Genomic DNA, 14,674 nt, shown 5'->3' with positions numbered 1-14,674 from the left:
GGAGAGGGGCGCTCGTCGCCTCAATGCGCGAGCGCTTTGACGATCTGCTCCACGGTCTTTTTCGCGTCGCCGAACAGCATCATCGTATTGGGGCGGAAGAACAGCTCATTCTCGACGCCGGCATAGCCGGAGCCCATGCCGCGCTTCAGGAACAGAACCGTCTTCGCCTTCTCGACATCGAGGATCGGCATGCCATAGATCGGCGATTGCGGATCGGTCTTGGCGGAAGGATTGGTCACGTCGTTCGCGCCGATGACGAAGGCGACATCCGCCTGGGCGAATTCGGAATTTATGTCCTCGAGCTCGAAGACCTCGTCATAGGGAACATTGGCCTCGGCGAGCAGCACATTCATATGGCCGGGCATACGGCCGGCGACGGGATGAATGGCGTATTTCACCTCGACGCCTTCCTTTTTCAGAAGGTCCGCCATCTCGCGCAGCGCGTGCTGCGCCTGCGCCACCGCCATTCCATAGCCCGGCACGATGATGATCTTGCCGGCGTTCTGCATGATGTAGGCGGCGTCTTCAGCCGAGCCTTGCTTGACCGGGCGCTTCTCCACCGCGCCCGTCGCCGCCGCCGTCTCGCCGCCGAAGCCGCCGAGAATGACGGAGACGAAGGAGCGGTTCATCCCCTTGCACATGATGTACGAGAGGATGGCGCCCGAGGAGCCGACCAGCGCGCCGGTGATGATGAGCGCGAGATTGCCGAGCGTGAAGCCGATGCCTGCCGCCGCCCAGCCCGAATAGGAATTGAGCATGGACACGACGACCGGCATATCGGCGCCGCCGATCGGAATGATGAGCGTCACGCCGAGCACGAAAGCGACGAGAATGATGAGAAACAGCCAGAAGCCGCTCTCCGTCGTCGCGAACAGGACGGTGAAGCCGAGCAGCGCCAGCCCCAGCAGAATATTGATCGTGTGACGCTCGGCGAGCAGGATCGGCTTGCCGCTCATCTTTTCGGCGAGCTTCATATAAGCGATGATCGAGCCGGAGAATGTGATCGCGCCGATCGCCGCGCCGAGCGACATTTCGAAGAGGCTTCCGCCTTCGATGTGGCCGGGCGCGCCTATGCCGAAAGCCTGCGGCGCATTGAAAGCAGCGCCCGCTACGAGAACTGCGGCGAGGCCGACGAAGGAATGGAACAAGGCGACGAGCTGCGGCATTTCCGTCATCAGCACGGTGCGCGCCTGCCACGCCCCGATTCCGCCGCCAATGGCGACGCCCGACAACATGAACAAAATTCCGCTGAAGCTCGGCGCGCGCAGCAGCAGCGTCGTCACCACGGCGACGCCCATGCCGATCATGCCGTAGAGATTGCCCTGTCGCGACGTCGCCGGCGAGGACAGGCCGCGCAGCGCCAGAATGAACAAAATTCCGGCGGCGAGATAGAGAAGGACCGCGAGATTGCCGCTCATGGCTCAGCCCTTCTTCTTGTACATCGACAGCATACGTTCGGTGACCATGAAGCCGCCGAAAATATTCACGCTGACGAGGCCGAGCGCGACGAAGCCGAACCATTGCGCCCACCACGCGCCGCCGCTGGCGTCGGCGTTTGGGTCGACGCCGACCGCGAGCAGCGCGCCGACGACGATGACGGAGGAGATGGCGTTGGTGACGGACATCAGCGGCGTGTGCAGCGCCGGCGTCACCGACCAGACGACATAATAGCCGACGAAAACCGCCAGCGCGAAAATCGCGAGGCGGAAGACGACCGGATCGACGCCGCCGGTGAGGCCGTGCGAGGAGGCCGCCGCCGCCACTTGCGCCAGCTGGTCGGAATAGGATTGCGCCTGATCGGCGAGCTGGCGCGTCGCCTCGGCTGCGCGGCGAGCCGTTTCGAGCATTTGCTGAGTCGTGTCGGATGCCATGTGCCAACGCCCTTTCTTCGCTCGGCCCTCACGGGGCCGGCGTGATCAAGCCGCAAATCGCGAATCGATGACGGCGCCGTCGCGGGTGAGGGCCGTCGCCTTCACCAATTCGTCGTTCCAATCGATGGCCAGAGTCTTCGTCTCTTTGGAGATGAGAGTCTCGACGAAGGCGAGCAGGTTTTTTGCGTAGAGGCTGGAGGCCGTCGCCGGCAGGCGGCCGGCGAGATTGACCGCGCCGACGATCTTCACGCCATTGTCGATGATCGTTTCGCCGGGCTTGGTCAGCTCGCAATTGCCGCCACGCTCGGCGGCGAGATCGATGATGACCGAGCCGGCGCGCATGGAGCGCGCCGCCGCCGCCGAGATGAGCACGGGCGCTGGCCGGCCCGGAATCAGCGCCGTCGTGACGACGATATCCTGCTTGGCGATATGCGCCGCGACCAGCTCCGCCTGCGCGGCTTGGTATTCCGGCGACATTTCCTTGGCGTAGCCGCCGGAGGTCTCGGCCTGGCGGAATTCGTCATTCTCGACGGCGATGAATTTCGCGCCGAGCGACTCGACTTGCTCCTTGGTGGCGGGCCGCACATCGGTGGCGGAGACGATGCCGCCGAGTCGGCGCGCGGTGGCGATCGCCTGCAGGCCGGCGACGCCGACGCCCATGATGAAGATTTTGGCGGCCGGAACCGTGCCCGCCGCAGTCATCATCATCGGAATGGCGCGGCTATATTCCGCCGCGGCGTCGATGACGGCGCGATAGCCGGCGATATTGGCCTGGGAGGAGAGAACGTCCATCACCTGCGCGCGGGTGATGCGCGGCATGAATTCCATGGCGAAGAGCGTCGCGCCGGTCTGGGCGAGGGCGGCGAGCTCTTTCTCATGTCCGAAAGGATCGGCGATGGCGACGATTGCGGCGCCGCGCGCTATGCCGGACAGCTCGCCCGGCGCCGGTCGGCGCACGCGCAGCACCACCTCGGCATTGTCGGAGGCGGCTGCTGCGCTCGGCGCTATGGCGGCGCCGGCGGCGGCGTAATCGGCGTCGGAGAAGCCGGATATGGCTCCGGCGCCCGATTGGACCACGACTTCCGCGCCGAGGTTCTCGAGCTTCTTGACGGTTTCCGGCGTCGCGGCGACGCGCGTCTCGTTTTTGTCAGTCTCGGCTTGAACAGCAATGCGCATTGACGAAACTCCATTTTGCGGAGAATCGGTTTCGCGTGGCCGGATGGCCGCGCGGTTCGCATTCGGTCAGAAACTGTAGAGAGGACCCGTGGAGCGGCGCATCGGCGATCGACGCGCCGGGTCTTCAGCGCGCGAGGAAGAAATACAGCAGAAGCAGCGTGACGACGCTGGCCGCCGTTCCCACCTTCAGCAGCGTCAGAAAGCCGTTATAGGTGGCGAGATGCTCCGCAATGTCTGACGAAGCCTCGTGATGATGGTCGGCCATTTCTCTCCCCTCGCGCTCTTGCGTTTCGGCTCGCCCGTCGAGGGGCGAAGCAGTGTGATGCTAGACGAGCGCGCTCGATCCTGCAATGTCGCAATCGTCGCGGTTTTGTCCACGCATTCGACAAAAAAGCCCCGGATCGCTCCGGGGCTTCTTTATTTCCTGTCTCGGATGGAGATCAGAAATCCATGCCGCCCATGCCGCCGCCGGGCGGCAGAGCCGGGCCGCTGTCCTTCTTCGGCTGCTCGGTGATCGTCGCCTCGGTGGTGACGATGAGCGCCGCGACGGAAGCCGCGTCCTGCAGAGCCGTGCGGACGACCTTGGTCGGGTCGATGATGCCGAGCTTCACCAGATCGCCATATTCGCCGGACTGAGCGTCATAGCCGAAGCTGTAGTCCGTGGCCTCGAGCAGCTTGCCGACCACGACCGCGCCGTCGCCGCCGGCGTTGTCGACGATCTGACGGGCCGGAGCCTGGATCGCCTTGCGGACGATCTCGACGCCGGTCTTCTGGTCGGAATTGGCGACCTTGACGTCGCCGAGCACGGCGATGGCGCGCAGCAGGGCGACGCCGCCGCCGGGCGAGATGCCTTCCTGCACCGCGGCGCGGGTGGCGTTCAGCGCATCGTCGACGCGGTCCTTCTTCTCCTTCACCTCGACCTCGGTCGCGCCGCCGACGCGGATCACCGCGACGCCGCCCGCGAGCTTGGCGAGACGCTCCTGCAGCTTCTCACGGTCGTAGTCCGAAGTGACTTCCTCGACCTGAGCCTTGATCTGAGCGACGCGGGCCTCGATGTCCTTCTTCTCGCCGGCGCCGTCGATGATCGTCGTGTTCTCCTTGTCGATGCGGATGCGCTTGGCGCGGCCGAGCAAGGGAAGCGTGACGTTCTCGAGCTTGATGCCGAGATCCTCGGAGACGACCTGGCCGCCGGTGAGGATGGCGATGTCCTCGAGCTGCGCCTTGCGACGATCGCCGAAGCCCGGGGCCTTCACGGCCGCGATCTTCAGGCCGCCGCGCAGCTTGTTGACGACGAGCGTGGCCAGAGCCTCGCCCTCGACATCCTCGGCGATGATGAGCAGCGGCTTGCCGGTCTGCACGACGGCCTCGAGGATCGGCAGCAGCGGCTGCAGCGTCGACAGCTTCTTCTCGTGGATGAGGATGTAGGGGTCCTCGAGCTCCGCGACGAGACGCTCGGCGTTGGTGATGAAATAGGGGGAAAGATAGCCGCGGTCGAACTGCAGGCCTTCGACGATGACGGTCTCGGAGTCGAGGCTCTTGGCCTCTTCCACCGTGATCACGCCCTCATTGCCGACCTTCTGCACCGCCTTGGCGATCTCCTGGCCGATGAAGCTGTCGCCATTGGCCGAGATGGTGCCGACCTGGGCGATCTCGTCGTTGGAGGTGACTTTCTTGGAATTCTTCTTGAGGTCGGCGACGACCGCCTCGACGGCGAGGTCGATGCCGCGCTTCAGATCCTGCGGGTTGAGGCCGGCCGCGACGGCCTTGGCGCCTTCCTTGGCGATGGCCGCGGCGAGCACGGTCGCCGTCGTGGTGCCGTCGCCGGCGAGGTCGTTCTGCTTGGAGGCGACCTCACGAACGAGCTGCGCGCCGAGATTCTCGAACTTGTCGGCGAGCTCGATCTCCTTGGCGACGGTGACGCCGTCCTTGGTGATGCGGGGAGCGCCGAAGCTCTTCTCGATGACGACGTTGCGGCCCTTGGGGCCGAGAGTGACCTTCACCGCATTGGCGAGGATTTCGACGCCGCGCAGGATACGGTCGCGGGCGTCGGAGGAAAAACGAATGTCCTTGGCTGCCATTTTCGTTCGGCTCCGTTGAAGAGAATAAGGTGCGAGGGTCTAGCGGCTCAGGCGATCACGCCCAGAATGTCGCTTTCCTTCATGATGAGGAGATCTTCACCGTCGATCTTGACCTCGGTGCCGGACCATTTGCCGAACAGCACGCGGTCGCCTTCCTTCACGTCGAGGGCGACGAGCTTGCCGCTCTCGTCGCGGGCGCCCGGGCCGACGGCGATGATCTTGCCCTCGGCGGGCTTCTCTTTCGCGGTGTCCGGAATGATGATGCCGCCTTTGGTCTTGTCTTCGCCTTCGAGGCGCTTGACCACGACGCGGTCGTGGAGGGGACGGAACGCCATGTCGTCTTCCTTCGTTGCTGCCCGGCCGGAGCGCGCGGGCGAAAGATTGAATAAAATGCCTATTAGCACTCAAAGAGGGCGAGTGCCAGCAGGCTGGTCGAGACATAGGAAGGGGCCCCCTCGCCTGTCAAGTGCGGGCCGCGCCGAAATCGGGCGCCAAAGTCGCAATTGCATAAATTTGTGTCTTGTCCTGCCTTTTATTCTCTCGTCGCGGCCGAATTCGGGCAATGTCCGGCGCCGGAGCGGGAGTGTTCCGCGAAGTTCTGCGGGCCTCGCCGCGTCGCCGCGCGCCGCGCGATAGGCCCGTGCTTCGGCATATGATTTGCTTGCTCGCGAGGCATGACAATGGACGCCGTGGAATCGACAAAGACCGCATTCGACGTCATCGGAGGACAGGATGCGATCGACCGTCTCGTCGAGACGTTCTACCGCAATATGGACGAGCTGCCGCAGGCGCGTGACATTCGCGCGATTCATGCTGCGGATCTCGGCCCCACCAAGGCGGTTCTGAAGCTCTATCTGGCCGAATGGCTGGGCGGACCGAAGAGCTATTCGGAACAGCGGGGACATCCTCGGTTGCGGATGCGTCACATGGGTTTCGCGATCGGCCCTGCCGAGCGCGATGCATGGATGGCCTGCATGACTGGCGCGCTCGATGAGGTGGTCGATGATGTGAGACTGCGTGACTCCCTGAAGCAGAACTTCGCCAAATTGGCGGATTGGCTACGTAACGATCCGGATAATCAACATGACAAGCATCACTGAAACGGCGTTTGCGACTTTGGAAGAGCAGAAGCGGCTGCTCAGCCCGGTTCACAAGGGACCGACCGAGAAGGCGGGGCGCTTCGGCTTCCGCGGCAAGCTCGCCCTGAAATTCGCCCAACAGTTCGCCGATGAGGCGCGCCCGCCGGAACTCTGCTCCGATCAGGTCATTGCGGTGGCGGAAGCCGGCAAGCCCACCTTCGACTTCTTCGCGCAGTGGGTCCTCTCCTTCGAGCATCTCGGAAACGTCGCCGAAGTGCTGAAGGGACTGCTCAGCCCGGAAGGCAAATATTTCATCTTCGCCAACAATATCGATCTGCTCAGCAAATATCAGGTCGAGATCGACGGCATCAACTTCTATGTGCTGCCGATCGACGAATCGACAGTCTACAACGAACTGCTCGAGCTGTTCTACATAGAGAAGAACGATCTCAAGAAAGCCACGACCGCCGGCAAGATCGACGCCGTCGCCAATGCGGGCATCGCCTTCGACCAGACTTTCGAGAAGATCACCTTCGAGAAGGGCCTGGAAGTGATGGGTCCGGTGCGCAACCGCAACGAGAATCGCCCGGTCTGACGCGACCGGACATCACGGTTTCGATCACGCAATCCAGGGGCTGTTTCGGCTCTGGATTGCTTTTTTGGGGGGGACCGACGCTTCTGCCGCGGCCATGGGCGGTCCGCTGGCCGACGCAGATGGTCAGTCGCCTTCCAGCCGCGCTTTTGCGCAGGCGCGGACCAGCTCGTCCTCGTCATCGAGGAAAGCGGGCAGCAATTCCGCCGCGCATCGCTCCGCGACGGTGAAGCGAATGCGCAGATCCTCGTCTTTGCTCATCGCCACGAGGCGGTCCTCGGGCAGCCGCTCGGCGACGACGAGGCGGACGAGCGGCTCCGGATCCTTGATCAGGAGATGCAGCTTGTCCAACGGGATACGGCGGGCCACCCAGCGCCGGACTTCCGGATCTTCGTCATGGACGGCGATGGTGAGCAATTCCGGGGCTATGCGTCGAACCACATGAATGCGGACCAGATAATCCGGATCCGAATACATGGCGAGCAGCGCGGCGCCCTCCAGCCGATTGGCGATGACGATGCGCACGCGCGGCTCTGGATCATGCGCGAGATGCGCGATGCGCGCGGCGGGGAGGCGCGACGCCACAGTCGCGCGGACCTCCGGCTCAGGATCGTCGAGTAGAGGCGGCAGCCGCAGGACCGAGGCGTAACGAGCCGCGCGCGCGCGCACCTCGAAATAGGCGTGATCCAGATAGGAATCAGCCAGTTGCGGATGCCCGCGAAAGAAAAGATCGACGCGTTTCGCGCGTCGATCGCGCACGCAGGCCGAGCCCTTGCGGCACAAGCCTTCGAGATTGAGCGCCACATGGGAGCATTCCCTGCAGCGAATGGGACGTCCGCGCCAGTCGAGCGGATCGTCGCTGATTCTCTCTGGTTCTGCGGCCATTGGGAGCCGTCTTCTTTCGTGGAATCAAAACTTCTTTACAGGGATATCATATTTTTGCAGCGCATAGCCGATTTGCCGGGGGGTGAGCCCGAGAAGCCGAGCCGCTTTGGCCTTCACCCAGCCGGCTTGTTCCATGGCCTCGATCAGCTTGTCCCGATCGGAACGATGATCCGTCTCGATGACGGTGCAGTTCTCGGCGCCGGGACAGGCGGCAGGTTGCGCCGGGGCGACGGGAGCCTCCGGCTCCTCGACGACAGGCGCCCGCGCGACCGCGGGCCGCGCGGGCGGCGGCGGAGCCTGCGGCTTGGACACGATCGGCAAAGGCGTGAAGCTCGGCGGATGGAGCCCGCCGATCGAGGTTTCACGCGAGCCGTTCCAGAGCACGGAGGACAGGCAGCCGTCGTTGCGACAGGAGAAATCCTTGTCTACGATCGCGTCGTTGCGCGCCAGCGTCGCAGTGCGATAGACGCAATTCTCGAGCTCCCGAATATTGCCCGGGAAGCTGCATTCATTGAGCACTTCCATCGCCGACTCGGAAAGCGTCAGATGGACATTCTGCTCATTATTGAAGCGGCGCAGGAATTCATTGGCGAGCGGCGCGAGATCGCCCCTTCGCTCGCGGAGCGGCGGCAGGAAAATCGGCACCACGCTGATCCGATAGTAGAGATCGGCGCGGAATTCGCCCTTCTGCACCGCTTCCTCGAGATTGCGGTTGGTGGCGCAGACGAAGCGCACATCGACCTTCATCGTCCGCGTGCCGCCGACGCGCTCGAATTCGCCTTCCTGCAGCACGCGCAGCAGCTTCGCCTGGAATGCGGGCGTGATGTCGCCGATCTCGTCCAGGAACAGAGTGCCGCCGTCGGCGAGCTCGAAGCGGCCTTTGCGCAAGGCGGCGGCGCCGGTGAAGGCGCCTCGCTCATGCCCGAAAAGCTCGGATTCCAGAACGCTTTCGGGCAGGGCCGCGCAATTCAGCTTGACGAAGGGCCTGCTCTGCCGTGGCGAGAGATTGTGGATCGCCGCCGCGAACAGCTCTTTGCCAGTGCCGGACTCGCCCCGCAGCAGCACGGTCGATTTGGCTTTCGCGACCACCCGAATCTTCTCGACGACCGCTCTGACCGCCGGGCTGTCGCCGACGATTCCTTTTATGCCTTCCAGCCGCGCCTCCACATGCGCGACCCGGTCGCCCTTCTCGAGCCTGGCCTTCTCCTGCATCAGCCGATCGCGATCACGGGCGATCAGCTTGTGGAGCCGAAGCGTCTGGCCCACCAGATTGGCGATCATTGTCAGGAAGCGGACGTCGTGATCGAAGCGCACGGATGAGCGGTCGCTATAAACGCGATCGACCGTCAATGTGCCGACGACGGAGTCGCCTTCCTTGATCGGAACGCCGATCAGCGAAAAGGGCTGCCCATCCGTCGGACCCCATTCGGAGAGATCCGTGCCCTCGAACAGCGGCGAGGCCATGACATTCTCGACCACCAGCGGCATTTTGGTCGCGACGATCTGGCCGACCGCGCGCTCGGGAAGATGCTCGAAGAATTTCTTGGCGTTTCCTTCGCTCCAGCCCGATCCGACGACCACTTCCGGGTCCCCATGTGAATCGAGCAGAGCGATGAGGCCGTGCCGCATGTCGAGAAAGCTCGACAGCAGCGCCAGCACCCCCGCCAGCGTTTTCTCGAGCCGGTTGGGCGAGGCCAACAGTTTCGAAATTTCGTAGATTCCGACGAGAGCAGATTCGCTCGGGTCGAACGCGCGAGCCTGAGCCGTGTTCATGCTGCTTCCAGCTTCGTATCCCATCGACGTGCCTGACGTTCCGCGGGAATCGATAGTTCACTGTGGAATGATTAGCAACTAACGTGCCGTTGCTGTGACGTCTTCTGGGCAGACTCGCGGCGGACGACGAGCCTGCGCCGCTCGATTCAGGCAACGCCTTGCGCTAGCTCGTAAATCACTGTCCAGCCGACGTATCCTTTGGGGTCGAGCACTTTCAAAATATCCAGATTTTCCATCGCCTTCGGCTTATTGCCGCGCTTGAGCTGGATGAAGCTCAACGCCTTCAAAGTGTACAATGCGAAGCGCTCCGGCGAGCCCGGCGCCGTTTCTTTCAGCGGCCAGCTATGCGGATCGAGCGGCCAGCCGCATTGGCGCAGCGCTTCCTCGAGGCCCTGATTCGCGACGATCCAGGCGATTTCCAGATTGCCCATATAAGTATGAATTTTATAGAGGCAGTAATAGGCGGGCAGCTCGTGCGGAGACAGCTCGAGCGCCTCTCGAAACAATTCGTCCGCGCGCGCCTTGTCGCTTCGATAGGCGAGGACGCCCTTCTGCAAGAGTTCATTGACGGCCGGCGACAATTCGCCGAAGTCCACGAGGTCGGATTCGCGAGTGAGATCGTTCATGCCGCGCCCGCAGGCAAATGTCGCGCCAATCGCGCGCCTCGCCAATCGACCGCTCGGCCCCACGGCGTGACGCGAAACCGCGGCGGCCGGGAACGTCGCGCGGACGCCGGAAGCCGGACAAGTGATCCCGAGCGGCATAGTGTCGCGTTAACGACAGCCTGCTGAGGCGCTTTCCGACATGTGTCGGTATTTGGACAGGTTCCAAACAAACGGTTTTTGTCTCATAGTTTCAATCAGCTAATCCGGCGTTGAGGCATGGCACGCTTGTTGCGAACCTCGGGCCCGGACACCGCTTCCGCGACAGCGCCGGCGCAATGGCAGACGGATATGTCGCGACTGCGTTCCGCAAGGGTTTGAAACTCTTCAAATCGTGAGGAACCGAACATGGAATCTCTTTCTACCGAAACCGCCGCGGTCGGCGGGGCTGAATCGATCGACGACGTGATGCAGAAGATCGCCGAGCACAAGGGCTGCGGCACCTCAGGCGGTTCCGGCAAGGCGAGCTGCGGCTCGGGCGCCGGCGAGAACGACCTGCCGCAGGAAATCTGGGACAAGGTCAAGAATCATCCTTGCTACAGCGAGGAAGCCCATCACCACTATGCGCGTATGCATGTCGCGGTCGCGCCGGCGTGCAACATTCAGTGCAACTACTGCAATCGCAAATATGATTGCGCCAACGAGTCGCGCCCTGGCGTCGTCTCCGAGAAGCTGACGCCCGAGCAGGCCTCCAAGAAGGTTCTGGCCGTCGCGTCGACGATCCCGCAGATGACCGTTCTCGGCATCGCCGGCCCGGGCGACCCGCTCGCCAATCCGGAGAAGACCTTCAAGACCTTCGAGCTGATCGCCGCGACTGCGCCGGACATCAAGCTCTGCCTGTCGACGAATGGTCTCGCTCTGCCGGAGCATGTCGACACGATCGCCAAGTTCAATGTCGATCACGTCACCATCACCATCAACATGGTCGATCCGGACGTCGGCGCGCAGATCTATCCCTGGATCTACTACAACCATAAGCGCATCTACGGCCGCGAGGCCGCCGAGATTCTGACGCAGCATCAGATGCGCGGCCTCGAGATGCTGACCGAGCGCGGCATTCTGTGCAAGGTCAACTCGGTCATGATCCCGGGCATCAACGACAAGCATCTCGTCGAGGTGAACCGGGCGGTGAAGTCGCGCGGGGCGTTCCTGCACAACATCATGCCGCTCATCTCGTCCCCCGAGCACGGCACCGTGTTCGGCCTCAACGGCCAGCGCGGCCCGACGGCTCAGGAGCTGAAGGCGCTGCAGGACAGCTGCGAAGGCGAGATGAACATGATGCGCCATTGCCGCCAGTGCCGCGCCGACGCGGTCGGGCTGCTCGGCGAGGATCGCAGCGCCGAGTTCACGACCGACAAGATCATGGCCATGGAAGTGACCTATGATCTCGAGAGCCGCAAGGCTTATCAGACGAAGGTCGAGGAAGAGCGCCTGAAGGTCGCCGCCGCCAAGAACGCCGAGCTGGCGACGCTCGCCGGCGAGGACAATGTCGACATCAAGATCCTGATCGCCGTGGCGACCAAGGGCTCTGGCCGCGTCAACGAGCACTTCGGCCACGCCAAGGAGTTCCAGATCTACGAGCTCAGCACCTCTGGCGCGAAGTTCGTCGGTCATCGCCGTGTCGACCTGTATTGCCAGGGCGGCTATGGCGAGGAGGACAGCCTCGACACGATCATCCGCGCGATCAATGATTGCACGGCGGTGTTCGTCGCCAAGATCGGCGGCTGCCCGAAGAACGATCTGGTCAAGGCCGGCATCGATCCGGTCGATGAATTCGCCTTCGAGTTCATCGAGCAATCGGCGATCACCTACTTCAAGCGCTATCTCGACAAGGTGAAGAGCGGCGAGATCGAGCACAAGGAGCGTGGCGACGCGACCATCCGTCAGGGCGCCTTCATCACGGCCTGACACCGAAGCGATAGACATTCGCCAACATCGAAGCACGAGCCGCGTTGCGGCCCGTGCTTCGATCGAAGCGCCGAATGAGCGGAAAATTCGAGTTATCGAAGGTCTGCGATTCTCGAACTCAATGACGGCTCGATGGAGGAGCAAGCAGATGACCTATAAGATCGTTGCTTCGCAATGCACGTCCTGCTCGGCGTGCGAAGCTGAATGCCCCAATGTGGCGATTTCCGAGAAGAACGGAACCTTCGTCATCAACCCGAAGAAGTGCACCGAGTGCATCGGCTATTTCGACGTGCCGCAATGCGTCGCCGTGTGCCCGGTCGACGACACCTGCGTCATCGACACGTCGCTGCCGCGTTATCAGGCTGCCGGGGGCGCGGCATGAACATTCAATTCACTCCCGCCGCGGAGAAGTTCATCCGTCGCCTCGTCATGTTCGACGGCGGTCCGGGCTATGGTCTGAGCCTCTATGTTTCTCCCGGCGGCTGCTCGGGCATGAGCGCGGAATTCTCCGTCCAGCCGGCGCCGCGTGAGGGCGAGCAGGCGTTCGACTTCCCGAACTTCAAGCTGTTTCTGCCTGCGCAGAGCCGCTTGCTGCTCGATGGCGTGACGATCGACTTCAAGGAGACGGCCACCTCCACCGGCTTTTCCTTCATCGATCCCAAGGCGAAGGCCTGCGGGTGCTCCTCGACGACGCAGACGGTCGTCGAGCTGCCGGAGCTCCCCGTGGCGTGAGTGGATAGGAACGCTTCATGTTGAACGGAGATGGCGCTCTACGCAATGAGGCCTTCGATACGGGAGACGAGATTCTCTCTTCCCCTGTCTTCGGCGCTGGATTGCCGGCGGAAGCCGAGCGTCATCTCCGCGAAGCGGCGCTTTCCTACCATCTCGGCGATGTCGCGGAACAGCACTTGTTCGAGGCGCGTCGCCTGGCTCCGACCCATGTGGCGGTGCTGATCGGGCTCTACCGGTTCTATTTTTACAAGAATCGTCTCGAGGACACGCTCGAGATCGCAAAGACATGCCTCACCCGTGCGGCGATCGACAATTCCTTGCCTCTCGACTGGCGCGAGGTGAGAAAGGGCGACGCCGACTTCGCCAATTACGAGGCCGTGCTGCCGCGTTTCTTCATGTTCGTGCTCAAAGGCTACGCCTATCTGCAGATGCGCATGGGCGAGCATGAAGAAGGGCGAGAGGCCGCGCAAAAGCTCCTCGAGCTCGACCCGACCGACAAGGTCGGCGCCACTTTGCTGCTCACCGTTCTCGCGCAACGGGAGGCCGAAGATGTCGACTGACGAGATCGACGAAGCCGTCGACTGGCTCGGCGTCCCTGTCGAATGCGCCGGATGTCCCCATGAGGAGCTCTTGGCCGAGGGGCGCTGCAAGCCGCTTCGCGCCTGCGTATTCGACCGCTATGCGCGTCGGATCGACCGCTTCTTCGACTGGAATCCGGAACTGGCGCGCCACTATATCGCGCATCCCTATTTCGAAGTGCGCGCCTGGGCCGCCAAGGCCGTGGAGATTTTTCTCCTTCCAGCGCTTTTGGACGATCCCGAAGAGACCGTTCGCTGGGCCGCGGCCCGGCGGCTTCCCGATCGCTATCTTCTCAAGCTTCGCAATGATCCGCACCGGGAGGTGCGCATCCGTGTCGCGCATCGGTTGGATCCCATCGATCTTCTGCCGATGATCGAGGATCGAGACTATTATGTTCGCCAAGTCGTCGCTCGTCGCATCTCGCCGGATCTCCTCGTGCTGATGATCGACGACGCCGAAGTCGAGGTCAGGCGCGTCGTGGCGGAGCGCATCGCGCCGCAAGCGCTGAAGCGCATGACGACCGACGCGGATGCGAGCGTTCGCTTCGAGGCGACGCAGCGGCTCGAGGTCGCGCAGCTTCCCGATCTCATCGGCGATTCGGACTGGCGCGTGCGCTATGAGGTGGCGCGCCGCGCCCCTCTCGCAGACATTCGACCGCTTCTCTCCGACGAGGATCCGATCGTGCAGGAAACCGCGGCGGCGCGTCTTGGCGCGACGCCGGATCCGTCTGGCAAGAAGGCTTTCGAGCGCAACCACAGCCACATCGAGGAACGGATATGAGCAATATCAACCGTGACGACGGCGCCGTCGAGCTCAACGACCCGCCCGCCTTCAATTATGGCGAAAAGGTCAAGTCGAAAAAGGTCGTGCGGAACGACGGAACTTTCCCCGGCAAGGATGTCGGCGAGATTCTCGTCAAAAAGGGCGAAATCGGCTACGTCTCGAGCATCGGCACATTTTTGCAGCAATTCTACATCTACGGCGTCGAGTTCGTGGAGACCGGCTATAAGGTCGGAATGCGCAAAAAGGAGCTCGAGCCCGTCGAGGTGGTGACCCAAGAGGCGGCTCAATGATCAAATATGACTGGGGTATGCGGGTGCGCGCCACTGTCGATCTCTTCAACGACGGTTCGCATCCGGGTCATGAGCCCGAGGCGCTTCTCGTCAAAGCCGGCGATCCGGGCGAAATCGTCCAGATCGGCCAGCATGTCGAGAGCGACACGCCGGTCTATATCGTCGAATTCGGCGGCAAGACCGTGATCGGCTGTTTCGAAGAGGAGATCGAGCCGGTCTGATCGGCGATTTTTCACACGACTCGCGGTATGAACATTGCTAAACGA

General features: G+C 62.8%; 18 protein-coding genes. 9 read left to right on the top strand and 9 right to left on the bottom strand.

The window, feature by feature from the left end; all coding sequences use genetic code 11:
* Positions 1-20: 20 nt before the first annotated feature.
* The 6 genes from KP010_RS10995 to groES form a co-directional block, all read right to left on the bottom strand.
* Positions 21-1,418: an NAD(P)(+) transhydrogenase (Re/Si-specific) subunit beta gene (locus tag KP010_RS10995; protein WP_142862678.1), complete on the bottom strand. Its 1,398-nt coding sequence runs from the start codon at positions 1,416-1,418 to the stop codon at positions 21-23.
* 3 nt (positions 1,419-1,421) lie between these two features.
* The gene (locus tag KP010_RS10990) at positions 1,422-1,871 is read right to left on the bottom strand and encodes an NAD(P) transhydrogenase subunit alpha (RefSeq protein ID WP_142862677.1); all 450 of its coding nucleotides are present in this window, start codon (positions 1,869-1,871) and stop codon (positions 1,422-1,424) included.
* 45 nt (positions 1,872-1,916) lie between these two features.
* Complete coding sequence (locus KP010_RS10985; RefSeq protein ID WP_142862676.1) at positions 1,917-3,047, bottom strand: Re/Si-specific NAD(P)(+) transhydrogenase subunit alpha; 1,131 nt, start codon at positions 3,045-3,047, stop codon at positions 1,917-1,919.
* Between the two features lie 124 nt (positions 3,048-3,171).
* Positions 3,172-3,312: an aa3-type cytochrome c oxidase subunit IV gene (locus tag KP010_RS10980; RefSeq protein WP_108917361.1), complete on the bottom strand. Its 141-nt coding sequence runs from the start codon at positions 3,310-3,312 to the stop codon at positions 3,172-3,174.
* Between the two features lie 175 nt (positions 3,313-3,487).
* Positions 3,488-5,125 carry a chaperonin GroEL gene (groL, locus tag KP010_RS10975; protein WP_142862675.1) on the bottom strand — a complete coding sequence of 546 codons (1,638 nt, stop codon included), beginning with the start codon at positions 5,123-5,125 and terminating at the stop codon, positions 3,488-3,490.
* A 47-nt stretch (positions 5,126-5,172) separates the two neighbouring features.
* Positions 5,173-5,460, bottom strand: a complete 288-nt coding sequence (gene groES, locus KP010_RS10970; protein ID WP_018267899.1) for a co-chaperone GroES — start codon at positions 5,458-5,460, stop codon at positions 5,173-5,175.
* Positions 5,461-5,805: 345 nt separating this feature from the next.
* Between groES and KP010_RS10965 the strand changes: the two genes are divergently transcribed.
* Both KP010_RS10965 and KP010_RS10960 read left to right on the top strand, forming a co-directional pair.
* Positions 5,806-6,225, top strand: a complete 420-nt coding sequence (locus KP010_RS10965; RefSeq protein WP_142862674.1) for a group II truncated hemoglobin — start codon at positions 5,806-5,808, stop codon at positions 6,223-6,225.
* A complete protein-coding gene (locus KP010_RS10960) occupies positions 6,209-6,799 on the top strand; it encodes a hypothetical protein (RefSeq protein WP_108917364.1) in 591 nt (196 codons plus the stop codon). Before KP010_RS10965 ends, KP010_RS10960 begins: the two co-directional genes overlap by 17 nt.
* Positions 6,800-6,922: 123 nt before the next feature.
* On the opposite strand, the gene KP010_RS10955 is transcribed toward KP010_RS10960, so the two are convergent.
* The 3 genes from KP010_RS10955 to KP010_RS10945 form a co-directional block, all read right to left on the bottom strand.
* The gene (locus tag KP010_RS10955; protein ID WP_244594671.1) at positions 6,923-7,681 is read right to left on the bottom strand and encodes a 4Fe4S-binding leucine-rich repeat protein; all 759 of its coding nucleotides are present in this window, start codon (positions 7,679-7,681) and stop codon (positions 6,923-6,925) included.
* A gap of 24 nt (positions 7,682-7,705) precedes the next feature.
* A complete protein-coding gene (gene nifA / locus KP010_RS10950) occupies positions 7,706-9,478 on the bottom strand; it encodes a nif-specific transcriptional activator NifA (protein ID WP_185966475.1) in 1,773 nt (590 codons plus the stop codon).
* 122 nt (positions 9,479-9,600) lie between these two features.
* The gene (locus KP010_RS10945) at positions 9,601-10,080 is read right to left on the bottom strand and encodes a M48 family metallopeptidase (protein ID WP_142862672.1); all 480 of its coding nucleotides are present in this window, start codon (positions 10,078-10,080) and stop codon (positions 9,601-9,603) included.
* A gap of 384 nt (positions 10,081-10,464) precedes the next feature.
* On the opposite strand from KP010_RS10945, the gene nifB reads away from it, so the two are divergent.
* From nifB to KP010_RS10910, 7 genes are all read left to right on the top strand, one after another.
* Positions 10,465-12,024 carry a nitrogenase cofactor biosynthesis protein NifB gene (gene nifB / locus KP010_RS10940; protein WP_108917367.1) on the top strand — a complete coding sequence of 520 codons (1,560 nt, stop codon included), beginning with the start codon at positions 10,465-10,467 and terminating at the stop codon, positions 12,022-12,024.
* 148 nt (positions 12,025-12,172) lie between these two features.
* On the top strand, positions 12,173-12,406 hold the full coding sequence (locus KP010_RS10935; RefSeq protein ID WP_004448253.1) for a 4Fe-4S dicluster domain-containing protein: 234 nt from the start codon (positions 12,173-12,175) through the stop codon (positions 12,404-12,406).
* On the top strand, positions 12,403-12,756 hold the full coding sequence (locus KP010_RS10930) for an iron-sulfur cluster assembly accessory protein (protein WP_142862403.1): 354 nt from the start codon (positions 12,403-12,405) through the stop codon (positions 12,754-12,756). The genes KP010_RS10935 and KP010_RS10930 overlap by 4 nt, the downstream gene beginning before the upstream one ends.
* A 17-nt stretch (positions 12,757-12,773) precedes the next feature.
* The gene (locus KP010_RS10925; RefSeq protein WP_109027615.1) at positions 12,774-13,316 is read left to right on the top strand and encodes a hypothetical protein; all 543 of its coding nucleotides are present in this window, start codon (positions 12,774-12,776) and stop codon (positions 13,314-13,316) included.
* On the top strand, positions 13,306-14,115 hold the full coding sequence (locus tag KP010_RS10920) for a 4Fe4S-binding leucine-rich repeat protein (protein ID WP_142862404.1): 810 nt from the start codon (positions 13,306-13,308) through the stop codon (positions 14,113-14,115). The genes KP010_RS10925 and KP010_RS10920 overlap by 11 nt, the downstream gene beginning before the upstream one ends.
* Positions 14,112-14,408, top strand: coding sequence for a nitrogen fixation protein NifZ (locus KP010_RS10915; RefSeq protein WP_018267910.1), 297 nt, complete (start codon positions 14,112-14,114; stop codon positions 14,406-14,408). Before KP010_RS10920 ends, KP010_RS10915 begins: the two co-directional genes overlap by 4 nt.
* Positions 14,405-14,629, top strand: coding sequence for a nitrogen fixation protein NifZ (locus tag KP010_RS10910; RefSeq protein ID WP_109027617.1), 225 nt, complete (start codon positions 14,405-14,407; stop codon positions 14,627-14,629). The genes KP010_RS10915 and KP010_RS10910 overlap by 4 nt, the downstream gene beginning before the upstream one ends.
* Positions 14,630-14,674: the final 45 nt, after the last annotated feature.

This window comes from Methylosinus sp. KRF6, from assembly GCF_018887255.1.
In the GTDB taxonomy this organism is placed as follows: Bacteria; Pseudomonadota; Alphaproteobacteria; order Rhizobiales; family Beijerinckiaceae; genus Methylosinus; species Methylosinus sporium.
Note: the sequence above shows the minus strand (reverse complement) of the source record. Positions and strands in the feature narration are given on the sequence as shown.